This window comes from Pseudomonas sp. KCJK9058 (genome assembly GCF_046230975.1).
GTDB classification, from domain to species: Bacteria; Pseudomonadota; Gammaproteobacteria; order Pseudomonadales; family Pseudomonadaceae; genus Aquipseudomonas; species Aquipseudomonas alloputida.
Genome location: NZ_JBJJLR010000049.1, coordinates 14471 through 38942, shown reverse-complemented (window position 1 = coordinate 38942; position 24472 = coordinate 14471). Strand labels below are relative to the sequence as shown.

Genomic DNA, 24472 nt, shown 5'->3' with positions numbered 1-24472 from the left:
CACCCAACCCGTGCTCTGGCCGGACAGGTAGCGCTCACGGCGGTGGTAGTCCTCCAGCCCTTGGTAGCGCATCTCCTTGTAGAGGCCCGCGCCGACGTGCTCATGAATGACCAGCTTTTCGCCCAGAGGGCCTTTCATGAACACGTAGACATAGCCTGGGCGCACAGCGCGGAGGGTGTAGGCCGAGTGCTGCAGCGTGGGGAAGCCTTGTTCCAGGTTGAAGCCTGCATCGGCATAGCGGCAGGCGGGGGCGTCGCCGGTGCGGGGTACGATGGCGTAGCGCACTGGCAGGATGGGCACGCGTGCGCTGCAGGCAGGGCCGGAGGTGGCGCTGCTGACGGAGGCATTGGTCATGCGAGCTCCTTGCTCAGAGAGACAGTCTTTTCGAACCAGAGACGCACTGCGGCAACTTTCAGTACTGACAAGACTGAAATGCCGTTATTCATACTGTGCTGGATTTCAGGCCCGACTCTATGCTGTAAGAAGTTTCCTACTTACTTGCTAAGATGCGCGGGCGATCAAGTATCTGGAATTCAAGTGAAAGACAATGCCTCGATCGCTGCTTTTGGGTCGAGGCTGAAAGTGTAAGATTTTATTTGAATGTATATGTATTGTGTTTGCGCAATATCGTGTGAAAAGTTGCAGTGTTTTTGTAGGAGGTTTCGTACTTTGAGATTGTTATATGTTCAGTTTTTGCACTTGGCCATCACTACCTGGCAAGTCCTGGGCGTGCCTCCCGAGCGGCTGGCATAACGCACGCAGTTATTCAGGGATTTCTGTCGCGCAATGCTCAATGTATTGCCCCAGGCCAGGCCGCCTTCCCCGGTAGTGGGGACGGCCTTGGCAAAGCAGTTGGAGCCCACTGCAGGCGTGGCGTAGCGTGCCTTGCTGGCGTTGCTGGAGCAGCCGGCGAGAGCCAGGCTGAGGCCGAGCAGGGTGGCCAGGGCCCAGTACGCGTTTGGTCTGCTCATGTATTCCCCTTCTGCGCTTGGCAGCAAATGCCTTGCAGGATATTTCATTACAGCGAAGCGGTGAACTATCGGGGCGTCAAGGGGCTCCTTTGCTAAGCGCACCCCGCGCTTACCTGATGGCGCAAGACCATCAGCCCTGGGTCACTGAATGAAAAGGAGGCACCGTGACCGCACCTGATCAAACCCTTTACCGCTGTACGCCCAGCCCGCTGCATGCCCTGCTGCTGGCGGGCAGTGTACCGTTGTTCCTTGGCGCGCTGCTGAGCGATATCGCCTACTACAACAGCTACCAGATTCAGTGGAGCAACTTCGCCGCCTGGCTGATCGCCGGTGCCCTGGTGTTCTGTGGGCTGGCACTATTGTTCGCGCTGGCCAACCTGATCCGCGCCGAGCGCAAGGGCGGGCGCGCTACGCTGTACTTCGTGCTGCTGCTGGTGACTTGGGGGCTTGGGCTGATCAATGCCTTTGAGCATGCCAAGGACGCCTGGGCGGTGATGCCTTCTGGGTTGGTGTTGTCGGTCATCGTGACAGTGCTCGCGGTGGTGGCCGCCTGGACCGGTTTGAGCAACCTGCGTTCAGGAGGTGTGGCATGAAGCCTTTGCATGCATTTAGCCTGTTGGGCGTGGCGCTATTGCTGAGTGCCTGTGGTGGCGACGGCGAGCCGACCCAGGCCCATGGCCCGGACCCGAAGCTGCCGGAGCCTCAGCGCGGCTTGCTGCCGAGCATGAAGATTGCGCAACCGGCTGCCTGGGGCGAACTGAAACCGACCGTGCCGGAGGGCTTCAGTGTCACCGCCATCGCCACCAACTTGAAAATCCCGCGCCAGAGCCTGGTGCTGCCCAATGGCGACATTCTGGTGGCTGAGGGCCGGGGAGGCAGCGCGGCCAAGCTCAAGCCCAAGGATGTGATCGCCAGCCAGATCAAGGCCAAGGGCAATACCCAGGTCAAGGGTGGCAACCGCCTGACCTTGCTGCGCGATGCTGATGGCGATGGCAACTACGAGGTACAGGCCGTGTTTGCGGATAACCTCAACGCACCGTACGGCCTGGCCTATGCCAACGGCAAGCTGTATGTAGCCAACCAGGATGCGCTGGTGCGCTTTGACTACAAGGAAGGCCAGACCCAGGCCGACGGCCCGCCAACCAAGGTCACCGACCTGCCGGCCGAAATCAACCACCATTGGACCAAGGCGCTGACCATCAGCCCGGATGGCCGCTTCTTGTATGTGGGTATCGGCTCGAACAGCAATATCACCGAGCGCGGCCTGGAGGTGGAGATCGATCGGGCCATGGTCTGGCAGGTCGATGCCGAGACCGGCGCACACCGGCCCTATGCCACCGGCTTGCGTAACCCGACGGCATTGACCATCCAGCCGCAGACCGGGCAGTTGTGGACGGTGGTCAACGAGCGGGATGAGCTGGGCCCCGACCTGGTGCCGGACTACCTCACTTCGGTACGTGAAGGGGGCTTCTATGGTTGGCCTTACAGCTACTGGGGCCAGCATGTGGATGAGCGGGTGCGGCCGCAGAACCCGGACAAGGTGGCGGCGGCGATCAAGCCGGACTACAGCCTGGGTTCGCATGTGGCCGCACTGGGTGTGGACTTCTCGACCTCGGCAATGGGCGAGCGCTTTGCCGACGGTGTGTTCGTGGGCGAGCACGGCAGCTGGAACCGGCCCAACCCGGTAGGTTACAAGGTGATTTTCGTGCCGTTCAGCAATGGCAAGCCTGCTGGGGAGCCGATCGACTTCGCCACGGGCTTTCGCGGTGAGGATGGCAAGACCCGGGGGCGACCGGTTGGGGTGACGGTGGACCCGCGGGGAGCGTTGATCATTGCCGATGACCTGGCGAATACGGTGTGGCGGGTGACGCGTAATCGCTGAATGCTATCTGAACACATCGTCAAAGCTTGCTGGCGATGGGCCGCAGAGCGGCCCAATTGCTGACTGACAGGCATTGCGCGTGGGTCAGAAGCGGTAGTTGAAGCTGGCTTCCAGTGTGCGCGGTGCCCCTGGGGTGATCAGGTCGACCGAGCCATGTGCCGAGGCATAGTAGTCACGGTCGAACACGTTCTTCAGGCGCAGCGCGGCATCCCACTGCGGCACGCTGTACAGCAGCGCGGCGTCGAAGGTGGTATAGCCTGGCATCACCACCACATTGTCGAGCGCTGTGTAGCGTTCGTCGACGTAGTTGGCTCCGGCGGCCACACGCCACTCTGGTGTCAGGGTACGTACCAACCAGACGTTGGCGCTGTTGCGCGGCGTCAGGGTAGGGGTCTGGCCTTCGTTCGCCACGCCATTGGTCTTGCTGTTGGACTTGGTGATTTCGGCGTCCAGGTAAGCGTAACCGGCATAGATCTGCCACTTGTCGGTGAGATGCCCGCTGACGGTGGCTTCAAAGCCATCGGTACGCTGTTCGCCAGCCAATACGGTCAGGTCGGGGTTGGCCGGGTCGGCAGTCTTCATGTTGGTGCGCTCAAGGCGGAACACTGCGGCGGTCAGTGACAGGCGGCTGTCGAGCAGGTCCCATTTGGCGCCGATTTCATAGTTGGTGGTTTCTTCCGGCTCCAGGTGCTGGTTGCTCGGGCTCACCGCGAACACTTCGCCCGAAGGCTGATAGCTGCGGCTGACCGACACGTAGTAGGACTGGATGGCGTCTGGCTGGTAGACCAGACCCGCACGCGGGCTCCAGGTCTTGTCGGTACGATCCAGGTCGATGTTTTGCACGCGGTCGTCGTCGTACTCCTGGCCAAAGATGTCATAACGCACACCGACCAATGCCTTCCAGTGCGCGTTCAGCTCGATCATGTCCTGCACGTACAGACCGGTGGTCTGCTGGAAGTTGGTGCCCTTGGACGACAGGTTGGCGGCATGTTCCGGTACCGGCACCAAGGCATCACGGTACACCGGTACCTGGGCCACGTTGGTCTGGCTCAGCACGCGCTGGTACTTGTCCTGAAAGCCTGCTTCCACGCCGTACAACAGGTTGTGCTGCATGCCGGCCAGTTGCGCTTGTTGCTTGAGCTCCGTCTGGTTGAACACACCGTACTCATCGCGGGCGACGTTGCCGCGGTTGAGCTTGATCAGCAGTTCACCGTCGGGCGCGGTGACGAAGCGCGTCGGGCTGCTGTCGGCCAAGGTGTTGTTGCGGTCCAGGTCGTAGCGGTAGTAACGGCTGGTGTTGGTCAGGGTGAAGTTGTCGTTGATGCGGTAGTCCAGGCTGGCTGTAAGCGAGAACACCTCGCTGCGGGCGTAATCCTGGTCCGCATCGCCAGAGCCAAAGCGCTTGTCGCGGTCCACGTCCACCGGGCGGTTGCCCAGGGCCGGGATGCCGAAGTCGATCAGGCGCTTGTCGTACAGGTAGGTGGCGCCCAGGTTCAGTTCCAGGTCGTCCGAGAGACGGAAGTAGGCCGACGGTGCGATGGCCTTGCGGTCGATGTAGCCATCATCGCGGAAGGTGTCGCTGTCTTCGAAGGCACCGGTCACGCGGTAGGCCTGGTTGCTTTGCGGGTCGGCCCAGCCGGTGTCGAACTGGGTTCGGCGTTTGCCTTCGCTGTCGACGTTCATGCCGACTTCGCGCTTGGGCGTGAAGCTTGGTTTTTTGCTGATGCTGTTGATCAGCCCGCCCGAGGAGCCACGGCCATACAGCACCGCGGCCGGGCCCTTGATCACCTCGACACGCTCGATGTTGGACAGGTCGCGAAAGTACAGGGCGTCGTCACGCACGCCGTCTATGTACATGTCGCCAATGGCGCTGAAGCCACGGATGGTCACCTGATCGCGTTGGCCGTCGCCGTTGGACAGGCCGATGCCGGGCACGTTCTTCAGCACGTCTTCCATGGACTGTGCGCCTTGGTCCTTGATCACGCTTTCGGGAACGACGTTGACGGTTTGCGGGATATCGCGCAGCGGCGCGTCGATCTTCATGGCGCTGCGGCTTTCACTGGCCTTGTAGCTTTGCTGCTCATAGACGCTGGTGACGGCGGTGGCGGGCAGGGCGAGGCTACTTTGCGTATCGGTTTGGGCGGCAGCGTGGACAGCAGGCACAACGAGCAGGCCCAGCATGGAAATGGATGCTGGGGCAACAGACCTTTTTGCCATTACAGGCGACTCTTTGTTGTTATCGGGGTCACGAATAGTAATGATTTGCAAATGTAAAGCAAGTGTAAAGAATTCGTATTAGCTATAACAGTGATCTCTGCGACGAAATGTGTCGCCAACCGGGAGGGCCGGCAAGGCGGCAGGTAATGGCTATGCTTGTTAGCGCGTGAGCCTTTCACGCGCCTATTCGGACTTGATCACAGGGAAGCACGCCTATGAACCCCATTCGTACTCTCGCTCGTGCTGTAGCCCTTGCCACGCTGGCCTCTGCTGCCAGCTTCACGGTACAGGCTGCCGGTATCCCCATCGGGAGCGAGGCGCTGGAAAGCCATGTCACCACACAGGTAACGGCTATCGACCTGGCCACCCGACAAGTCACGGTGAAAGGCCCTGACGAGAAGAAGGATGTGACGTTTCAGCTGACCGAAAAGGCCAAAGCGCTGCCCAACCTGAAAGTCGGTGACCAAGTCGACATCTACGTGACACGCGCCGTGGCCTATGTGCTCAATCCGGAAGTGGGTGGGGCGCCGAAAGCGACTGAAGAGTCCGGTACCATTCGTGCAACCGAGCAAAACCCCAACCCGGGCGGCGAGGCGTTCCGCCAGGTCAAGGTTACCTCTCAGATCAAGAAGATCGACCTCAAGACGCATGAGGTGAGCTTGTTGCCACCGGAGGGCAAGCTGCAGGTGGTCAAGGTCGAGAACCCAGACCTGCAGAAACGCATGAAGAACCTCAAGGTTGGCCAGACGGTTGACGCGATCTACACCGAAGTGCTGCGCGTCGAAACCTCGCGCTGACCTCGGCCGTTGCTGACCTCGGTTGCCCCCGGGGTCGCATGCGGGGCGCGGGTGCGTGCGGTCAACAAGCGAATCAGCGGCGATGCGATGAAGGTACTGATGATGGCCATGATTACCAGCAGCGTGAAGTACTCCTTGGGCAGCACGCCCAGGTCATAGCCAACGTTCAGTACCACCAACTCCATCAGCGCCCTGGTGTTCATGCATACACCGATCAATGCCGAATCGCGGCGATTTTCGCCCAGAAGGCGGCTAGCCCCATAAGCACCGAAGAATTTGCTGGCGAAGGCCACCAGGCAGATCAACAGGCAGTTCCACAGAGCGGTGTTGCCCTCAAGGGCGCCAATATCGGTGCGCAGGCCCGTATAGGCAAAGAAGATCGGCAGGAAGAACGCATTGACCACGCCGCTGACCTTGGCATTCCACTGTTCGACGAAGGTGCGCTGGGTATGCAGCGCTACGCCAAGTATGAAACCGCCGATGATCGAAAATACCCCGATCAGGTTGGTCACTGTCGCACTGGTCAACAGAATGATCAGCATCAGCGATATCCCTTGGGTCGACAACGGCCGGCGCTGCAGGTCGCCGATTATCCAGCGCAGGACCAGTGGCCGTATCAGGGCGATCACGACGACGAAGAACAACGCTAGCGCCAGCAACCTCGCCAGAGAGGTCCAGGGGTTGAACTGCGAGGCGATCAACGAAGTGACGCCGCCCAGGATCAGCCAGCCGCATACATCGTCGATTGCTGCCGCGCCAATGGTGAGCGTGGCGACCCGAGAGCGGGATAGGCCAAGCTCCATGAATATCCGTCCCAGGATGGGCAGTGCGGTGATCGACAGTGCCGTGGCAAAGAACAACTGGAACGCTAGCAGTGAGGGTTTGTCCCCGCTGATCTGCTGCCAGAAGTACTCGGCAGTGAGCATGCCGCTGGCAAATGGCACCAGCAGCCCTCCCATGCTGATGACGATGACCGAACGCTTGCGGCCCTTGAGGTGTGTGCCGAACTCGAACTCAAGGCCGACCTGGAACATCAGCAGGATCAGGCCGATCTGCGCGGTGACCACGAAAGCGGTGGCCGTTTGCGGTACGAACAGCGCGGCCAGTTGCTCGGGGAAGAAATACCCCAGCAGGCTCGGACCGAGCACCAGCCCGGCAAGGATTTCGCCGGCGACCGGCGTCTGGCCCAGGCTGCGGGTGCTGAACCAGGCGATCAGCCGCGAGACGCTGAAGATCACGATGAGTTGCAGCAGAAACATCAGGGTCAGGTGCTCCGCCTGGGAACCTACGGCTGACTGGGCCTGGGGTGCCGGCGTGAGTTGCACGGTACTGGCATGAATGGCGTTGGACATGATGAAGTCCCGAAAATAAAGAGTCAGATAGGCGGTGCGAGCCAGCCACCGAATGCATGTTCCAGGGCCAGGGCTGCGTTCAGCAGCCGGTGCTCTTGCCCTGGGCCGGCGACCAGTTGCACGGAAACCGGGCAACCTTGGTCAAGGCGTCCCATGGGGACCGTCAGCGCTGGCAGCCCGAGTACGTTGAACAATGCGGTGTAGCCGATATCGCCCGGATAGCGCAGGGCATGGCCATGTTTGGGGGAGATGCCGGGGAGCACCGGTAGTGCCAGCAAGCTGTTGCCCGCCAGGCGTTCGGCCAATGCCTGTTGCAGGGCATCTCGTTTCGACAGCTGACGCGTAAGCCCGGGGCTGCCCAGGAATTCGCCCAGGCTGTCGAGTACGGTAGCCAGCCAGGGCCCGGTGGCATGCAAGGGTTTACCGGCCAGGGCCAGGCAGGCCTGGGTCAGGTGCGCCACAGGTTGGCCATCGCCGAGGATATCGGCCAGGCGAGCGCCGGCTTCCTTCTTCAGCACGGCCAGCCAGATGGCGAATGCGTCGTCCAGTGCCTGAGGGTACCAGCGTTCGACCTGGGTGCCTTGTAATTGAAAGTGGTGCGCCAGGTCCTCCAGTGCCTGGGTCACTGCCGGGGATACCCGGCTGCCCCAGCTCAGGCGGTCTGGCTGGCACAGGTATAGGTGCTGCAATGCACCGGGCGCCTGGCAATGCTGGTAGTGGTCGACAATGTTGCGATCGCGCTGGTCGGGGCCAGCGATGATTTCCAGCAGAACGGGCAGGTCTTCGGCATGTCGGCATAACGGGCCCACGGTGAAATGCCGGGCGATACCCAGTGCATGCGGCTGCCCCAGACCGCGCTCGTCAAGGGGCAGATGCCCGGTCAATGGCACCAGCCCCCGTGATGGCTTGAGGCCGAAGATGCCATTGCAGGCCGCCGGGATACGCACCGAGCCGCCACCATCGGTGCCCAGCGCGAAAGGTACGCAAGCACTGGACACCAGCACGGCATCACCACCACTGCTGCCACCGGCGCTGCGCCCCTGCCGGTAAGGGCTGCCGGTGCAACCATAGACCGGGTTATCAGTTTCAGGCCAGAGCGCCATCTCGGCCTGGTTGCCCAGTGCCACCGGAATGGCGCCAGCCTCGATCAGGCGCTGCGCGGCAGTGGCGGTAAAACGCGCAACCTGTTGCTGGCGAAGGCGCGAGCCGCAGGTTTTCGGTGCACCGGCCAGCCCCAGGCCTTCCTTGAAACTGAAGGGCACGCCATGCAGGCGGCCCAGCGTAACCCCTTGGTCACGTTGGCGCTCGGCAACCTCGGCGGCCCGCCGTGCCTGGTCGTACAACGCCACTGCCACGGCGTTGCAGCGTTGTTGTATGGCCTGGCAGCGGCCGATGCTGTCCTCGACCAGGGCGACCGGTGACAGCGTGCCATCGCGCACCCCCGCAGCCAGGCGCACACCGCTCTGGGCGAGCAGTTCGTGGTCGGCAGTCATCTTGGGCAAGGCCATCAGTGTTTGGCCAGGTCGAGGAAACCACCGTCGCTGCCGAATGGCGATTTGAGCAGTTCGGGGGCTTCGCCGTACTTGTAGAACAACGAGGGCATCAGCCTTAGGCTGGTTGCCCGGCCGAGGTCCTGCAGGGTGCCCAGGCTGTGCCGCGCCAGCAACTTCAGGTGGCGTGGTGCCAAGCTCCAGCGCACCATGCGCATCAGGCGCAGGCGCAGCATTGCCGAGCGCAGGAAGTAGCTGGCGGCGTAACGCGGGCGAGCCTGGTTGTCGGCCTTGTACAGGGCGAAGTTGATGGTGCGCGAGTACAGGTTGGGGATCATCTGTGGGCTAATGCCCGGGTTGGAGCGGCGCACTTCGCGCAGCAGGCAGGCGAATGGCAGCGGCGATGGCTGTAAGTCACGTGTGTAGCGTGGCAGCAGGTCGGCGAACTGCTGCGCCTGGTGGCCGTCGAGGAAGTCGCCACTGACGTACATCGGCAGCACCACATGGAAGTACGCCATGTTGGCGAACAACAGCGTCCAGCCCATCAGGAACGGGTCGTCCATCACCTCGTACCATTTGCTCCAGGTGTCCTGCAGTGCGAGCTGCGCCTGGATGTGCGACTCCAGGCAACTGACGTAGCCCGGGGTGAGGGTGCCCTGGATATCCTTTTCGATCATCGCAGCCACCTGCGGGATCTGCTGGGCCACGTAGGCCAGCCCTGCGCTGTTGGCCGGGTCGAAGGTGAATGCCGCGTCACCGATCAGGAACCAGCCATCGGTGGAGTAGTACTGGTTGGCTTCGTACATGTAGTTGTACATGGCGTGCTGGTCGACCACTTCGCCCGAGGCCATCAACTCGGTGATCACCGGATGATCGGCCATGACCCGCTCCTTGAACGCCTCCAAAGTGCCGATCCGCTCGTTGACCATGTCGGGCCGGTAGGTGATGCCGATGCTGATCATGTCGGCACCGTCGTCACTGCGCATGGGGATGAGCCAGATCCAGTAGCCTTTGCCGTAGAAATGGTGGGTGACGTAGTAGGGGTCGTAGCAGTGATGCTTGTCCTTGTGGGTGTTGATGTTGTGCAGAATGCTGCGGTCGAACTGGCGCAGGCGGAACCAGAAGGTACTGCGCTGGTAGGTTGGCTCCTTGTGCAGCTTGAGCTTCTTTGCCATGAAGCGATTGCGGCCTGTGGCATCCACCACCCAGTCGGCATCCAGCTGCCAGCTCTGCGCCTCGTTGCGCAGGGTCAGGCGATGGCGGGTGTGCTCACCTTCATGCAGGTCCACCGCAGCCACGTCAGCCTCTATCAGTTGCACCTGCTGCCCGGCGACGATGGCACGCAGGTCTTTGTCGAAACTGAACCGGTTAAGGTTGTAGGCTGGCATGCGGATAACCCCGGGGGCCTCGTGGACCACGTAGTTGCGGCATTCCGGGTTGTTGCGTAGCTTCAGGTAATAGGTCAGGCCGTACTTGTGGTAGTGCTTCTCTTCGAGCAGGCTGCCCAGGCCTATGCCTTTGAAAAAGTGCGTAGTGAGTTCGACCGTCGACTCGCCGACGATCGGCCGCTTGCGGTCCGGACGGCCGATTAGCGTCACTTCCACGCCCGGCAGGCGTTTGCGCAGGTACAGGGCAGCCAGGTGGCCGGCCACGCCGGCACCCATGATAGCAATACGTTTCATGTCATCTGTCCGTGATGAGGTGAGGCACCGGGCAGGCCGGTGCCGGGGAGTGAGTCCTAGTGGCTGGCGGCTTCGATCAAGGCCTGCGGTTCGGCACGTTCGGAGTAGTCGACATTGACGAATGCATGGCGAATGCGGCCATCCTGGCCGATGATGAAAGCGCTGGCCATCGGCAGGCTGAGATCGTCGCAGTCGTTCAGTGCCTTGAGGTCGGCGCCGAGTGCCCGATACACCGCTTCCAGCTCTGGCTCCAGCTCGAAGACGATGCCGTACTGGCGCGCCAGCTGGTTGCCCGGGTCGCTCAGCAGTTGGTAGAGCACGCCCAGGGATTCGCGGGTTTTCAGGGTGGCAGCGCGGCTCTGGGCAGAGACGGCGACCAGCGTGGCACCGCTGGCGGCCAGATCGCTTGCCATCTGCTGGTATTCGCTGAGCGTTACATTGCAGAACGGGCACCACAGGCCGCGGTAAAACACCAGTACCAATGGACCGCGTGCCAGCAGGGCCCGCAGGTCCACGGCCTTGCCATCGGCATCCTCCAGCACGGCCAGCGGGGCGTTGTCGCCGGCTTTGAGCACGTGCTCCTCAGGGTGTCTTGCGATAAGGGCTTGCAACGAGGCGCCAAATTTTTCCAGCACCTCGGTGGGCAGTTGGGCCATCTGCTGTTTGACAGCGTTGAGTTTTTCCTTGAGTGACATGCTTGTTTCCTTGTGGTGGTTCACTGGGGCAGGCTTCGGGTAGCCCGGGTCTGGATGCGCTGCGAGGCCTTGCAGGCCGGGGGATGGCGCTGAAACAGCTGAAGTACCCAGTCGGGGCGGGTCTTGCTGGCATCGTTGAGCCAATTGGCGACCGAGTCCTGGGCGTATTTCTCGGCTTCGGCCAGTAGCGGTACCAGTAACGGCTCGGCCACTTCTGGTTGTTGCTTGAGCGCGGCAATGTGCTCGCACCAAACGCCGCGCGGGCGCAGGATCTCGATGCAGAACCGACGGACCAGTGGGTCTGCATCGCCCGTATGGCGGCCGAGTAGCGCCAGGGCCGCTTCAAGGTGCTGGGCCAGGCGCGGTCGCAGGGCGATCCAGGCCCATTCACGCACACCGAAGTGCTCATCGCGGGCAAAGCGAAACTGCGCCAGCAGGGCATCTTCCGCTGGCAGCGAGCGTGACAGGAACGCCTGGGCAAACGCCGCCCAGCTGCGCACGGTATCGGATGGGTGCGTGCAGCATTGCTCGAACACCTGCTGGCGCAAAGACTCGGGGGCCTGCTCCAGCCACTTGCCCAACGCCAGGCCAATGGCCGCCACTTTTTTTGACAGGCCCAGTGCCTGGGCCTGGTCCGCACTGGCAGCGAGGTGCTCTACCAACGTTGAGGGCAGTTGGCCTGTCAAGGCGTTGACCAGGGCAGCTTGATCCACCGCCAGGCATTCGGCCAGGTTGCGGGTTGGCAGTTGGCCAAGGTCGATCAGGGATTTTCGGTCGCTCATTGCAGAGGTTCCATGGCGGAGGAATGGCATCCGGTGGCCGGGGCTGGTGGGCAGTAACGCCCTGGTGCGAGCAGGTGCTGCGGGTCCAGGGCGTGCTTGAGGCGCTGCCCAAGCTGCCAGGCAGGCGCCTGCGTATCGGTCAGCAGGTGCATGAAGGCCAGAGGCAGGCGATAGGGCAGTACACCTTGCTGTTTGCCGCTGTTGAACAAGTCCCGGTAACAGTCCTCTGCGCGGGCCGTGGCCTTTTCATCGTTGCGATCGAAGAGCAGTGGCAAGGTGCAGTCGATTGCCCGGCCAGACAACGTGGTGAGGGTGACCGGGCAGGGGAGGCGATGGGTCTGGCACACATGCTCCATGTGCCTGACGAATGTTGCCACCTGCTGGCTACGCAAAGGCAGGATCGGTGCGTACCAGATCAGGCCGCAGTTGTCCCGTGCCGGGTCGTGCAGGGCGCCTGCCTGCGGCCGTGCTCCGGCGACATAGGCCAGCGGCAGCGCCACCTGATTGGGTCGGCCTTCCATCAGTTCCATACCCAAGTGCAGTTTGTCCAGCATGACCCGCCAGCGCCTGGACCAGGCACCTGGCAGCAGACGCAGGGCTTGGCTTGCCCATGCCAGCTGGCGCTGGCTGCGGAACAGATAGCGGCTGCTGAAACGACGCAGTTCGGTACGGATAATGCCCTTCAGCGAGGCCAGTTGCGCCTGTTCGCAGTAAATCGAGCCCACCCCCATCCAGGCAGGCAGGGCCAGCGACCTCGCAGCGGTGTCGCGCTCAGTCTGGTTTAGCTGGGTCAGGGGGCGCGCGTCATAGGCCATGCTCAGCAGGCGTGTGCTGTTCATCAGGTTGATGCCGCCCACCTGGCTGCCGCAACGGTCAAGAATGCGTTTCACCCCGTCCAGTGCTGCAGGTAACTGTGCCGCGGAGTCGACCCAGAAATAGAACGGTTGCACGACTTGCGGGCGTCGGACCAAGGCAATCGACATTTGCGTCACCACGCCTAGGCCGCTCTGGCCGAACAGGCCATCAAGGTAAGGCCCGACTCCCCACTTGAAACACGGGGTGGTGCCAGGCGCCCACATGGGCGAGCGGTAGCGCTGACCATCGGGCAGGATGGCCTCAAGGCCCATCACGGCCTGCCAGTGGTCTGTTACCGGCGTGATGCCGAACCCTCGCTCCAGCGCATTGGCCAGCACACTGCACGTGGGCCCGGCGCCGGTGACCGGGGTGAGGAAGGGCAGGTCGCGGCTGGCCAGGTAGTCGGCCAGTGCCGCCTGGGTCACGCCAGGCTCGAGGGTGACCACAGCCAGCGCTTCGTCAAAGGCGAGAATCTTGTCCATGCGCGACAGGTCGAGTTGGACGCAGTGGCTATTCGTAGTCGCCATGCCACCGTAGCCCCAGTTGTTGCCGGTGCTGGCAGGTTGCAGCGCAACGTTGTGCTGGCGGGCAATGGCCAGGCAGGCCGCCACCTCTTCGCTGTTGGCGGGCCTGAGACGGGCGCAGGCATGGGCGGGCGAGCGCATTGTGTCCTGGCGCAACCTGGCGAGCGTCGCGGCATCCGTCTGCACGTGGACGTCGCCCAGCAATGTGCGCCACGCCGCCAGGGCGGCTTGCAGGCGCTGCGGCTCAGAACGCACTCGCCATCCCCCCCATGCCGAGGAACAGGCGCAACTGATCGACATCAGCCTGGCGGCTACGCGGCAAGCAGCGGTAGCGGCGGCGGAACTCGTCCTTCATTGCCGCCACGCAGCGCCGCTTGGGAGTGCGGACAACCATCATCAATGGGCTGACGGCGGTGCTGTAGACCTTGGCACATGGGCCCAGATAGCTGGCGGCAAGGGTCTGGAACTCCTCCCGTGAGAACGCCGCCAGCAGCGAGTTGCGGTAGTCGAGCAGGGTAGCCTGGTCGGCACCGTCGCTGGCGCGGCTGACGAAGTAGTCCACCGATTCCACCGACTTGAGCCTGCCGAAATCATTCAGGTAGATGGCCCGATCATTGCGCAGCACGCGCGCGATGTTGCGGAACGTCGCTTCCAGCTGAGAGAGGTCTGCCAGGTGATGCAGGGCCATGGACGAAATCACTACATCGACGCTACGGTCGGCGATACCGGCCAGGCGCGTCATGTCTTCTTCGCGCAGTTCGACGTTGTCGATGCCCTGCTGGCGGATTGATTCACGGCCCACCTCGAGCATGCTGGCGGACAGGTCGGCACCGATGAACTCGGCCCGCGGGTTCAGCCGGGCCAACTGCAGCAATAGGCTGGCAGGGCCACAACCGATATCCAGTACGACATCACCGGGTTTGATCAGGGCGCACATCTGTGCGCAGTGGTACAAGTAGGTGCCGGACAGCGCCTGGCCCTGGCCGGCACTGTCGGCGTAGGCACTGACGCAAGTTTCGTCGACCATCACCAGGTCGGGCTCAGGTGTCCGTACAAACGGTTGCCTGAGGGTGATTTCCCTGTAGATCGCGCGCAGCAATCCTGTGTCCATGAACTTGTCCTCCATGAAAGTCGTGTGGGTTTGGAACGCGGGGCGGGCTGCTCAGTCCAGTTGCAGAGCCCGTCGCACCCGCGGCGAAAGGTGGTGCGGCGAGGTGCCACAACGTGCCATGTGGGTGAGGACGTCGTCGGCACTCCAGCGAGCCTGTGCGGCGGGCAGCTGGATATGTGGGTAATGGCGCGAGCAAAAAAAGTCGAACAGGTCGGTACACGTCTGGTCGACCGTAAATTTCAGGCCTGGCGCACTGTAGGCCTTGGCGAACACATCCCGCGCCCGGGCTAGATTCACGGCCAGCGGCAGCGACAGGGCATTGTTGAGTTTGGTATAGGCCTGTACCGGGCCGATGGGCGAGAAGAACAGTACATTGCGGTAGAAGCTGGCGGCGCGCGGGTGCACGGCGATCACCAAGGTGCTCACCTTACGGTGGTCAATGGCCCATCGAAACATGGCGTTGTACAGCATCAGTGGCACGCCCTTGCCCTTGTAGCGGCTACATACCGCCAAGGTCCCGACTTCGGCCACGCGCACACCGCCCAGGCGCTGTAGCACAGCCTCGTTGATGTGCACATCCTCCAGTGGAAGGCCCAGTGCCGAGTCTTCGATCAGCGACACGGTGCCAACCACTCGCCCGTCTTTCAGTGCCACGAAGGTGGTAGTGCCCGGTAGCAGGTGAAACGGCGAAAACCGCATGCCCGCACGGCACACGGTGGCGATGCCGCGGCGTGCATAGCTCTCGTTGACCAGACGCAGGGCCTGCTCGAGTTCGAACAGGTTCTGCACCGGGCGAAAGCTGAAACCCTCGATGGCCAGTGGCTGTCTGGCAAGGCGGCGGATGAACAGGCGCCGGTAAAGGGCCGCTGGCAGGCAGGCCTCGAGCCAAGGTTGGCGACGACTTAACTGGTCGTGTTCGCTATGTACCCGGGGCTTCCTGCCAAGCCGGGCCAATACGCTCTGATTCTGCAACATCATCCACCTCCATGTGGTCTTGCGGGTGTGCCTTGGGTTCAGTGCTTGTCCGGTGGCAGTGCCAGGGCAGGACTGGCCGAGAGTGCCTGTAGCGTGGCGGACAGGGCATCACGTTGCGCGTTGTCCAGTGACTGCATGATCGTGCCGATCCAGTCGGTGTGTTCGGCGAAAACGGCGTCGAGTACCGCTATGCCTGCCGAGGTAAGGCTGATGCTCAGCTTGCGCCGGTCATGGGCGTCCTTGCGGCGCTTGATAAAGCCATCACCCTGCAGGCCGTCGAGCAGGCCGGTCACGGTGCCTGAGGTGATTGCCAGGCGCGTCGCCAGCTCCAGCGGTGCCAGGCGGCCGCCTGCACCTTGCAAGGTCAGGAGGATTGCGAACCGCCCTTCCGACAGGTTATGGCGGGCCAACCGTGCGGCGCATACCCGGTTGATGGCCGCTGCAGCGGACAGCAGTTCGAAACACAGGCGCACGTTCTGCCTGGCGTCAGCGGGGGCCTCGGCCAGTGCATCGAGCATGATGTGATGCTTGTTCTCAAGAGTATTCATAAGGCGCAGTTTATCTTGGTGCCTTAGTAAGTCAACAGCACAGATGTTTCAGGGTTAAGACAACATGCGCACGCCGGACGGAAGGGATGTTTCACTATGCAGGGTACGAATAGTTCAAGTGCAGGATTTTGATTTCTATCAGTACTGGGTAATGCACCATCATGGTGGCCATCGATACCTTGGATGAGGACTGCCATGTTCAGTAAATCGATGCTCCTGCTGGTGCTTCCTGTGGCAATGGCGTTGCTTGCCGGTGCTGTGTTGCCATTTCAGGCCGCCGGCAATGCTGCGGTAGGCCGGGCCCTTGGGCACTGGCTGTGGGGGGCTTTCACATCGTTGACGGTGAGCATGCTGGTGGTGATCGCTGCGCTGCTGATTATCCGGGTACCGGCACCAGACATGGGCAAGGCCTTGCAAGGGCCCTGGTGGTTATGGATTGGAGGCGTGCTGTGGGCACTGTATGTAGCCGGCGCCGCAGCACTCACCCCGAAACTTGGCGCAGCAGGGTTCCTGGTACTGGTGGTGGCAGGGCAGATCATCACGGCAGTGCTTGCCGACCACTACGGGGTGATGGGGCTGGGTGGCAAGCCGCTTAGCCTGGCCAGGGTGGCTGGCGTGGTGCTGATCCTGTGCGGAGTGTTGCTGGTACAAGGCCCTTGGGCAACGGCGTCACCGGCCCATTCCACGGCAGCTGTGAAGGGGCAAGAAAACTGATCAGCGCCCTGCTTGGCTGCAGGCCCATACGGTTTCGCGCAGCCAGCGGTGCCCGGGGTCACTGTCCTTGCGGTTGTGCCAGGCTTGCTGATAGTCGAACGAGGGGATGGCCAGTGGCGGCGTGAACTGGCGCAGTGTCCTGTGCTGGCGCAACGACCCCACGGCGCGGCTGGCCACCGTCAGGATCAGGTCGGTGCCGGCCAGCACTTCGACCGCAGCACTCCAGTGTGGCAAGGCCAGGGCAATACGGCGTTGCAGGCCCCGGGCGGCCAGTGCGCGCTCGATTTCATCGAAAGCATCCGGGCGCATGGCCATCAATACATGTGGGCGTGCCAGCCAGTCTTCCAGGGCCATGCCGCCGCTGGCAGGCAGCGCCTGGCGATCGGCAACGCTGATGAAGCGATCCGCAAACAGGGGCTGGACGGTGATGTCCTGAGGCAGTTCGGGGAACAGGCCCAGGGCCAGATCCAGTTCGCCATCGAGCAACTGCGCCAACATGGTTTCACGGCTGGCCTGGCTGATGGCCAGGTCCACCCCGGGCGCGACTTGGCGCAGGTGGCGTAGCAGATGCGGCAGGATGATGCGCGAAGCGTAGTCGGATAGCGACAGCCGGAATCGGCGCTGGGCCCGGGCTGGGTCGAACAGCGGGGTGGCCAACAGGCTGTCGAGATTGCTCAGTGCATCCTGTAACGGTTGTGCCAGCGATTGGGCGCGGGCGGTAAGGGCCATGCCGCCACCTTGGCGTACCAGCAAAGGGTCGTCGAAGTGTTTGCGCAACTGCGCCAAGGCGTGGCTGACCGCCGGTTGGCTGCGGTGCAGGCGCAGGGCTGCGCGGGTCACGTGCCGTTCACTGAGCAGGGCATGCAGGGCGAGCAGCAGGTTGAGGTCGATCTTGCGCAGTTCATCCATCAGGTGAATGGCCTTGGTCAATTCTGGCGACTCGGATCAGCTTAACAAATGCTGAGTCTTGCACGCGCTTACAAGCTGCTGGCGATAGAGGCCTTTTCGCAGCACATGGACTCTACCAAATGGCTTTATGTTTGAGCTGTAATTTACTGATAAAAAAGAGTTATCTTCTTGCAGTCGCATGCTGAACACACTGTTCAAAGTAAGTCCGCTTGATCGCTTCAGGCTTGAGCCGCGAGCGGCTGTTGTACGTCTGCTCGGTAATGCCGAAGGCAGTCATGCGCATCCATGGCTTGGGGAATTTGCGTACCTGCAGCTTCTTGCGCGTGGCATACAAGGTCACCCCGGAAAGCTTGGCCTGTTGGGCCTCGGCGGCTATCTGCGCGCCCCAGCTGCAGGTGTGGCGATCGTTCTGGCTCAGTGCCCTGGCTTGGGCGCCGAAAGCGAAGGTGGCCAGCAGGCAGCCGGCCATCGTTGCTAGAAGTACTCGCATGTTGCTGTCCTAAGCATCTGAAAGAGAAAGGAGTTTGCCTTCGCTTTCCGCAGCCGTGGGCCAGCAATTTGCCGTCAGGTCACAGCCATGCGCAGCGGGCTGGCCACGGGCCTGTGCAGGCTTGTCCAGGCCAGGCTGGCAACCCAGAGCACCGAAACACCGTAGTTAAGGCGTTGATAGAGGCCGAACAGCTGGCCACTCTGCGCCGCCTGGCCCATCAACGCGACGGTGATGATGGCCAACACCACGCAAGCCAGGGAAAGCAGCGCCAAGGCGGGGGAGCCGGCAATGCGGTTGCCCAGCCATGCCCATACGGCGCTGGCCAAGGTCAGTGAGAGGAACATCAGCAGACCAAACAGGTTATGCAGTTGCTGCGAGGTAGATGGCTGTGCCGGTGCACAGCCCTGGTCGCAAGGGAACCAGCCGGTGCCCAAACTGCCCATGCCATGCAGCAACACCAGGCCCGCACTCAGCAGCGCCAGCTTCGAGCTGCGCCAGCGCCGCACCAGGCCCCAGGCAAACAGGGCAAACAGCAGGGCCAGAGGGAAATTGTTGACCCGTGGCGACCAGCTGTGGGTTGGCGAACCGGCCGCGCCAAGCTGGCTCATGGCCTGTTGCAGGTGATCATAGCCAGGGTAGGCCTGAGCGGTGAGCCATACCCCCACCAGCAGCCAGAGGGGGATCAGCAGGCCACTGCCGAGCAAAAGGCGGTCGAGGGTTTTCATACTGCAGATTCCTTCCATGGAACAGTGAGCGTGGAGGCTTACAGTACAGGCTTGCGCAGGTCATGGGCCAGGAATTCTGCGCGTTTTTTCAGGGGCCAGGGACTGCAAAGATGGCAATAAATACCGCACGGGGTGTATGTGATCGTACAACCGCTTGCGCTATGATGAGCGCTGTCTTTCAAGGTGAAATACAGGGCAATGACAGAGCAGCAGGTACAGGCAAGGACCCGGCGCAAGCCGCGCAGTCTGGCCCAGGAACTGGTCACGGTGCTGACCGAACGCATTCGCAGCGGCCAGCTCAAGCGCGGCGACAAGCTGCCGACCGAATCGCAGATCATGGCCGAGGAGGGCGTCAGCCGCACGGTGGTGCGTGAGGCGATCTCGCGGTTGCAGGCCGCCGGGCAGGTTGAGACCCGCCACGGCATCGGCACCTTCGTGCTGGATGCGCCGGCTACGGGCGGTTTCCGTATCGACCCGGCCACCGTGGTCACCCTGCGCGAGGTGCTGGCGGTGCTGGAGTTGCGCATTGCCCTGGAGATCGAGTCGGCCGGGCTGGCGGCCCAGCGGCGAAGCGACGAAGCCCTGGCCGGTATGCGGGCGGCGCTGGACGAACTCAACGAGGGGGCGGCCCACGCCACTGATGCGGTGTCGGCGGACTTCCAATTCCACCTGCGCATTGCCCAGGCCAGCGGCAACCACTACTTCGCCGACATCATCAACCACCTGGGTACCAGCATCATCCCGCGCACCCGGCTGAATTCGGCGCGCCTGGCCCATGATGACCAGGCGCATTACATGAGCCGCCTGATGCATGAGCACGAGGCGATCTATGAGGCGATTGCCCGGCGTGACAGCGAAGGGGCGAAGATGGCCATGCGCATGCACCTGAGCAACAGCCGCGAGCGCTTGCGCCAGGCGCATGAGGCGGCGGAAGCGCAAGGGACCTGAAGCCTTTGCTGCCAGTACTGGCCTCTGCGCGGGCAAGATAGCCCTGTAGGAGCGGGCTTGCCCGCGAAGAGGCCGGTACAGTCAAAAAGAAAAGCCCCGCCGTGCGCAGGGCTTTCTTGTTGCTTGCACCGGTCAGATCGCCCCGTCACTCCACTGCCCGTTCACCAACCGCCGCAGCCCCAGCGGGTTGCCGTCGCGCAGTGCCTCAGGCAGCAGTGTCTGCGGGTAGTTCTGGTAGCACACCGGGCGCAGGAAGCGGTCGATGGCCAACGTGCCGACCGAGGTGCCACGCGCATCGGAGGTCGCCGGGTACGGGCCGCCGTGCACCATGGCATCACAGACTTCGACACCGGTCGGGTAGCCATTGACCAGGATTCGCCCGACTTTCTCCTCCAGCAGCGGCACCAGCCAGGCGAAGGCATCGAATTCCTCCGCCTCGCCGATCAGCGTCGCGGTCAGCTGGCCGCGCAGGCCGAGCAGCGCGTCGCGCAGTTGGTCGTGGTCCTGCACCTCTACAGCCACGGTGGTGGGCCCAAATACTTCTTCCTGCAACAGCGGGTCGGACTCGACCAGCAGGCGTGCATCGGCCTTGAACAGCTGAGCGCGCGCCTGGTTGCCTTCCTGCGCCTGGCCGGCCACATGCTCGATACCGGCATGGGCATGCAGGTGTTCAAGGCCGCCAACGTAGCTGCGCAGGCCGCCAGCGTTGAGCATGGTTTGCCCGGCTTGCTGGTCCAGGTACTGGCCAAGGTCGGCGAGCAGCTGGCTGTACTGTGGTGACTGCAGGCCAATCACCAACCCAGGGTTGGTGCAGAACTGCCCGGCGCCCATGCACACGGACCCCGCCAACTCGCGAGCAATGGCCTCGCCACGCTTGGCCAGGGCGCCCGGCAGGATGATGACCGGGTTGATGCTCGACATCTCGGCAAATACCGGGATTGGCTGCGGGCGCTCAGCGGCCATGCGGCAAAGGGCATCGCCGCCTTTGAGCGAGCCGGTGAAGCCAACCGCCTGGATGGCGGGGTGCTTGACCAGCCACTCGCCCACGCCGCCACCAAATACCATGTTGAACACGCCCTTGGGCATGCCGGTCCGCTCAGCGGCGCGCACGATGGCGCAGCCGACCAGGTCGGCCGTGGCCATGTGGCCGCTGTGCGCCTTGAATACCACCGGGCAGCCCGCGGCGAGGGCAGCGGCGGTATCACCACCGGCGGTGGAGAAGGCCAGCGGGAAGTTGCTGGCCCCGAACACGGCGACCGGGCCCACGCCGATGCGCATCTGGCGCAGGTCTACGCGTGGCAGCGGTTGGCGCTCGGGCAATGCCAGGTCGATGCGCGCGCCGAGGAAGTCGCCGCGGCGCAGCACTTGGGCGAACAGGCGCATCTGTCCGCTGGTGCGGCCGCGCTCGCCCTGAATACGGGCGGCGGGCAGTGCAGTTTCGCGGCAGACGATGGCGACGAAGGCGTCATCCAGTTCGTCGAGTTCAGCGGCGATGGCGTCGAGGAACTCGGCCCGACGTGCCGGAGCCAGTTGGCGGAACTCGGCGAAGGCAGCGGCAGCGGCCTTGGCGGCCTGGTCCACTTCGGCTTCGGTGGCCTGGGCAAAGCTGTAGGGCAGCGCTTCGCCAGTGCTGGCGTCCAGGCTCTGCAGGCGCTGAGGGCCAGCGGCACTGCGCTGACCGGCGATGAAGTTATGGCCGAGGATTTCAGGCATGGGGTGCTCCTGTGGGCTTGAGGGTGGCGTGTGTGAATGCGTGGTCAAGGCTGCGGCATCAGGTAATGGGCGCCGGGTTGAACAGGGTGATGTCGTTGTGCAGCCGGTGTTGTTCGGCCCAGGTCTGCTTGCGGCCGCTGGCCACGTCCAGGTAGTAATGGAACAGCTCCCAACCCAGCTCCTCGATGGTCGAGCGACCACTGGCGATGCGACCGGCGTCGATGTCGATCAGGTCGGGCCAGCGCTGGGCCAGTTCGCTGCGGGTACACACCTTGACCACCGGCGCCATGGCCAGGCCATACGGGGTGCCGCGGCCGGTAGTGAAGACGTGCAGGTTCATGCCGGCCGCCAGTTGCAAGGTGCCACAGACAAAGTCGCTGGCCGGGGTGGCGCAGAAAATCAGGCCTTTGCGGTTGACCCGCTCGCCTGGGCCGAGCACACCCTGGATAGCGCCGCTGCCCGACTTGACGATCGAACCCAGCGATTTCTCGACGATGTTCGACAGCCCTCCTTTCTTGTTGCCCGGTGTGGTGTTGGCGCTGCGGTCGGCGGCGCCTTGCTGCAGGTAGCGGTCGTACCAGTCCATTTCGCGCACCAGCGCGTCGGCAACGTCCTGGTTTTCCGCACGCGAGGTCAGCATGTAGATCGCGTCGCGCACCTCGGTCACTTCAGAGAACAGCACGGTGGCGCCAGCGCGGACCAGCAGGTCGGCGGCATAGCCCAGTGCCGGGTTGGCGGTGATGCCCGAGAAGGCGTCGCTGCCACCGCATTGCATACCGAGGATCAGTTCGCTGGCCGGGACCGTTTCGCGGCGGCGCTGGTCGAGCTTCTTCAGGCGGGTTTCGGCCAGGTCCATGATCTGCTCGATCATTTCAACAAAGCCAAGGCTGGCATCTTGCAGGCGGTACAGCCATGGGTCGCTGAGGTCCACCGAGGGGTCGTTGTCGTGCATCACCTGGCTGGCTTGCAGTTTTTCACAGCCCAGGCTGATCACCAGTGCCTCGCCGCCAAGGTTAGGGTTGCGCGCCAGGTTGCGCACGGTGCGGATCGGGATGTAAGCGTCGCGGGCGTTGATTGCCACACCGCAGCCGTAGCTGTGGGTAATGGCTACCACGTCATCGACGTTGGGGTATTTGGGCAGTAGTTCGTTGCGAATGCGCTTGACTGCATGTTCCAGCACGCCGGTCACGCACTGCACGGTGGTGGTGATGCCGAGGATATTGCGGGTGCCGACAGTGCCGTCGGCGTTGCGATAGCCCTCGAAAGTGAAGCCCTCCAGCGGCGGCAGCGGTTGTGGCACTGCATCGCAGCGCGGCAGGCTGTCCAGGTCCGGGGCGGCCGGCATGGCCAGCTGGCTTTCCTGAACCCAGCTGCCTTGGCGCAGGTCTTCCAGCGCGTAGCCGATGATTTGCCCGTAGCGGCGCACGGGCTCGCCCTTGGCGATGGCCACGGTGGCCACCTTGTGGCTTTGCGGCACGCCTTCGATCAGGGTCAGGCCGTCGGCGAAGCGGGCGCCTTCGCCCAAGCCACCGTCGTTGACGACGACCACGACGTTGTCGTCGTCGTGCAGGCGGACGTAGCGGGGCGAGTCGGAATGTTCGATCAACTGCATGTTTGGGCCCTACTTGTCAGGTTCTCAGGCTTTTGTACATCCGCCCATGCCGGGTGACCCGGCGCGGGCGTGTTTTTTCAGTGACGGGAGCTGGCCAGTTCGCCGTCGGTGGCAGGCTCAGCGTGTGGCTTCGGGGCAGCATCACGCAATTCGATACGCTTGATGGGGCCGACGATAACCAGATAGCTGAATACCGCTACCAGCGCGTTGGCACCCACGTACACAAGCGCCCACTTGAACGAGCCGGTCGCGCTGATGATGTAGCCGATCACGATAGGGGTGGTGATCGACGCGATGTTGCCGAAGGTGTTGAACAGGCCACCGGACAGCCCGGCGATCTGCTTGGGTGAAGTGTCCGCGACCACCGCCCAGCCCAGTGCGCCGATGCCCTTGCCGAAAAACGCCAGCGTCATGAAGCCAACCACCATCCACTCGGCATCGACGTAGTTGCAGAACACCATGGTGGTGGACAGCAGCAGGCCACAGACGATCGGCAGTTTGCGCGAGAAGGTCAGCGAGTTGCCGCGGCGCAGCAGCCAGTCGGAGATCACGCCACCCAGGACGCCGCCGATAAAACCACACACCGCCGGCAGCGAGGCGATGAAGCCGGCCTTGAGAATGGTCATGCCACGTTCCTGCACCAGGTACACCGGGAACCAGGTGAGGAAGAAGTAGGTGATGGCGTTGATGCAGTACTGGCCCAGGTATACGCCCAGCAGCATGCGGCTGGTCAGCAACTGCTTGATGTAACCCCATTTCGGGCCGTCGCTGCCGCGCTTCTGGTCCATGTCGACCAGGCCGCCGTTCTGCTCGATGTGCTCGAGTTCGGTTGGGCTGATGCGCGGGTGTTGGCGCGGGTTGTAGATGGTCTTCAGCCACACCATCGAGAAGATGATGCCCAGCACACCCATGACCACGAAGACGTGCTCCCAGCCGAAGCTGAACACGATCCAGCCCATGATCGGGGCGAACAGTGCAGTGGCGAAATACTGCGCCGAGTTGAAGATGGCCGACGCCGTGCCGCGTTCCTGGGTCGGGAACCATGCGGCGACGATGCGCGCGTTACCCGGGAATGACGGGGCTTCGGCGAAACCGACCAGGAAGCGCAGGGTGAAGAGGGTGACCACGGCCCAGGCAACCGGCAGGCCACCGACAAAACCCTGCAGCAGGGTGAACAGCGACCAGGTGAAGATGCTGAAGGCGTAGACGTTTTTGGAACCGAAGCGATCGAGCAGCCAGCCACCAGGAATCTGGCCAGCCACGTAAGCCCATCCGAAGGCGGAAAAGATATAACCGAGGGTTACGGCGTCAATGCCGAGGTCTTTCTGCAGGCTGGAGCCTGCGATAGCAATGGTAGCGCGGTCGGCATAGTTGATCGTGGTCACCAGAAACAGCATGAACAGGATCAGGTAGCGCACATGCGTTTTCTTAGTCGCTTGCATGCTGGCAAAACTCCCACTAGTTATTTTTGTGCGGGCTC

At 62.8% G+C, this 24472-nt stretch carries 23 protein-coding genes; 5 read left to right on the top strand and 18 right to left on the bottom strand.

The features are described 5' to 3' along the window. Together ACK59Z_RS21540 and ACK59Z_RS21535 are read right to left on the bottom strand one after the other, a co-directional pair. The coding region (locus tag ACK59Z_RS21540; RefSeq protein WP_409293648.1) for a toxin VasX at positions 1-354 on the bottom strand (354 nt) is incomplete at its 3' end. 332 nt (positions 355-686) lie between these two features. Continuing rightward, a complete protein-coding gene (locus ACK59Z_RS21535; RefSeq protein ID WP_003247660.1) occupies positions 687-971 on the bottom strand; it encodes a hypothetical protein in 285 nt (94 codons plus the stop codon). Between the two features lie 164 nt (positions 972-1135). On the opposite strand from ACK59Z_RS21535, the gene ACK59Z_RS21530 reads away from it, so the two are divergent. Both ACK59Z_RS21530 and ACK59Z_RS21525 read left to right on the top strand, forming a co-directional pair. Continuing rightward, positions 1136-1564 carry a DUF2231 domain-containing protein gene (locus ACK59Z_RS21530; RefSeq protein WP_003247665.1) on the top strand — a complete coding sequence of 143 codons (429 nt, stop codon included), beginning with the start codon at positions 1136-1138 and terminating at the stop codon, positions 1562-1564. Then, positions 1561-2853 carry a sorbosone dehydrogenase family protein gene (locus ACK59Z_RS21525; RefSeq protein ID WP_144000193.1) on the top strand — a complete coding sequence of 431 codons (1293 nt, stop codon included), beginning with the start codon at positions 1561-1563 and terminating at the stop codon, positions 2851-2853. Before ACK59Z_RS21530 ends, ACK59Z_RS21525 begins: the two co-directional genes overlap by 4 nt. An 84-nt stretch (positions 2854-2937) precedes the next feature. Here the strand turns inward: ACK59Z_RS21525 and ACK59Z_RS21520 are convergent, their stop codons facing one another. Beyond that, positions 2938-5070, bottom strand: coding sequence for a TonB-dependent siderophore receptor (locus tag ACK59Z_RS21520; RefSeq protein WP_181318785.1), 2133 nt, complete (start codon positions 5068-5070; stop codon positions 2938-2940). A gap of 215 nt (positions 5071-5285) precedes the next feature. On the opposite strand from ACK59Z_RS21520, the gene ACK59Z_RS21515 reads away from it, so the two are divergent. After that, positions 5286-5867 carry a hypothetical protein gene (locus ACK59Z_RS21515; RefSeq protein ID WP_003247673.1) on the top strand — a complete coding sequence of 194 codons (582 nt, stop codon included), beginning with the start codon at positions 5286-5288 and terminating at the stop codon, positions 5865-5867. Here the strand turns inward: ACK59Z_RS21515 and ACK59Z_RS21510 are convergent. Genes ACK59Z_RS21510 through ACK59Z_RS21470 form a run of 9 tightly spaced genes read right to left on the bottom strand, consistent with a single transcriptional unit; the run spans position 5831 to position 15881 of the window. After that, positions 5831-7219 carry a cation:proton antiporter gene (locus ACK59Z_RS21510; RefSeq protein ID WP_019751890.1) on the bottom strand — a complete coding sequence of 463 codons (1389 nt, stop codon included), beginning with the start codon at positions 7217-7219 and terminating at the stop codon, positions 5831-5833. The two genes, ACK59Z_RS21515 and ACK59Z_RS21510, sit on opposite strands and share 37 nt — an antisense overlap. A gap of 23 nt (positions 7220-7242) precedes the next feature. Further along, on the bottom strand, positions 7243-8727 hold the full coding sequence (locus tag ACK59Z_RS21505) for an amidase (protein WP_108079077.1): 1485 nt from the start codon (positions 8725-8727) through the stop codon (positions 7243-7245). Next, entirely contained in the window at positions 8727-10391 is a 1665-nt protein-coding gene (locus ACK59Z_RS21500; RefSeq protein WP_047603911.1) for an NAD(P)/FAD-dependent oxidoreductase, read from the bottom strand. Before ACK59Z_RS21500 ends, ACK59Z_RS21505 begins: the two co-directional genes overlap by 1 nt. A 56-nt stretch (positions 10392-10447) precedes the next feature. Beyond that, complete coding sequence (locus tag ACK59Z_RS21495; RefSeq protein WP_409293647.1) at positions 10448-11086, bottom strand: peroxiredoxin-like family protein; 639 nt, start codon at positions 11084-11086, stop codon at positions 10448-10450. A gap of 20 nt (positions 11087-11106) precedes the next feature. Next, positions 11107-11868 (bottom strand): hypothetical protein, encoded by a 762-nt coding sequence (locus ACK59Z_RS21490; protein WP_047603909.1) that lies wholly within the window; start codon positions 11866-11868, stop codon positions 11107-11109. Next, positions 11865-13502: an FAD-binding oxidoreductase gene (locus ACK59Z_RS21485; RefSeq protein WP_409293646.1), complete on the bottom strand. Its 1638-nt coding sequence runs from the start codon at positions 13500-13502 to the stop codon at positions 11865-11867. Before ACK59Z_RS21485 ends, ACK59Z_RS21490 begins: the two co-directional genes overlap by 4 nt. Continuing rightward, on the bottom strand, positions 13492-14358 hold the full coding sequence (locus tag ACK59Z_RS21480) for a class I SAM-dependent methyltransferase (protein ID WP_070095744.1): 867 nt from the start codon (positions 14356-14358) through the stop codon (positions 13492-13494). Before ACK59Z_RS21480 ends, ACK59Z_RS21485 begins: the two co-directional genes overlap by 11 nt. Positions 14359-14409: 51 nt before the next feature. Beyond that, positions 14410-15333, bottom strand: coding sequence for a GNAT family N-acetyltransferase (locus ACK59Z_RS21475; RefSeq protein ID WP_019751883.1), 924 nt, complete (start codon positions 15331-15333; stop codon positions 14410-14412). 38 nt (positions 15334-15371) lie between these two features. Next, positions 15372-15881 carry a MarR family winged helix-turn-helix transcriptional regulator gene (locus ACK59Z_RS21470; RefSeq protein WP_003247680.1) on the bottom strand — a complete coding sequence of 170 codons (510 nt, stop codon included), beginning with the start codon at positions 15879-15881 and terminating at the stop codon, positions 15372-15374. A 195-nt stretch (positions 15882-16076) separates the two neighbouring features. On the opposite strand from ACK59Z_RS21470, the gene ACK59Z_RS21465 reads away from it, so the two are divergent. Further along, positions 16077-16595 carry a DMT family transporter gene (locus ACK59Z_RS21465; RefSeq protein ID WP_409293645.1) on the top strand — a complete coding sequence of 173 codons (519 nt, stop codon included), beginning with the start codon at positions 16077-16079 and terminating at the stop codon, positions 16593-16595. Here the strand turns inward: ACK59Z_RS21465 and ACK59Z_RS21460 are convergent, their stop codons facing one another. From ACK59Z_RS21460 to ACK59Z_RS21450, 3 genes are all read right to left on the bottom strand, one after another. Further along, the gene (locus ACK59Z_RS21460) at positions 16596-17504 is read right to left on the bottom strand and encodes a LysR family transcriptional regulator (protein WP_108191637.1); all 909 of its coding nucleotides are present in this window, start codon (positions 17502-17504) and stop codon (positions 16596-16598) included. A 160-nt stretch (positions 17505-17664) separates the two neighbouring features. Beyond that, positions 17665-17994 (bottom strand): hypothetical protein, encoded by a 330-nt coding sequence (locus ACK59Z_RS21455; RefSeq protein WP_012052790.1) that lies wholly within the window; start codon positions 17992-17994, stop codon positions 17665-17667. Positions 17995-18068: 74 nt separating this feature from the next. Beyond that, a complete protein-coding gene (locus ACK59Z_RS21450) occupies positions 18069-18719 on the bottom strand; it encodes a DUF998 domain-containing protein (protein WP_108191633.1) in 651 nt (216 codons plus the stop codon). A gap of 198 nt (positions 18720-18917) precedes the next feature. On the opposite strand from ACK59Z_RS21450, the gene ACK59Z_RS21445 reads away from it, so the two are divergent. Beyond that, positions 18918-19667 (top strand): FadR/GntR family transcriptional regulator, encoded by a 750-nt coding sequence (locus ACK59Z_RS21445; protein WP_003247694.1) that lies wholly within the window; start codon positions 18918-18920, stop codon positions 19665-19667. Between the two features lie 132 nt (positions 19668-19799). On the opposite strand, the gene ACK59Z_RS21440 is transcribed toward ACK59Z_RS21445, so the two are convergent. The 3 genes from ACK59Z_RS21440 to ACK59Z_RS21430 all read right to left on the bottom strand — a co-directional run bounded on the left by ACK59Z_RS21440 (position 19800) and on the right by ACK59Z_RS21430 (position 24434). Further along, the gene (locus ACK59Z_RS21440) at positions 19800-21380 is read right to left on the bottom strand and encodes an aldehyde dehydrogenase (NADP(+)) (protein ID WP_409293644.1); all 1581 of its coding nucleotides are present in this window, start codon (positions 21378-21380) and stop codon (positions 19800-19802) included. Between the two features lie 58 nt (positions 21381-21438). Then, a complete protein-coding gene (gene garD, locus ACK59Z_RS21435; protein ID WP_004575278.1) occupies positions 21439-22992 on the bottom strand; it encodes a galactarate dehydratase in 1554 nt (517 codons plus the stop codon). A gap of 77 nt (positions 22993-23069) precedes the next feature. Continuing rightward, the gene (locus tag ACK59Z_RS21430; RefSeq protein WP_108191632.1) at positions 23070-24434 is read right to left on the bottom strand and encodes an MFS transporter; all 1365 of its coding nucleotides are present in this window, start codon (positions 24432-24434) and stop codon (positions 23070-23072) included. Positions 24435-24472: the final 38 nt, after the last annotated feature.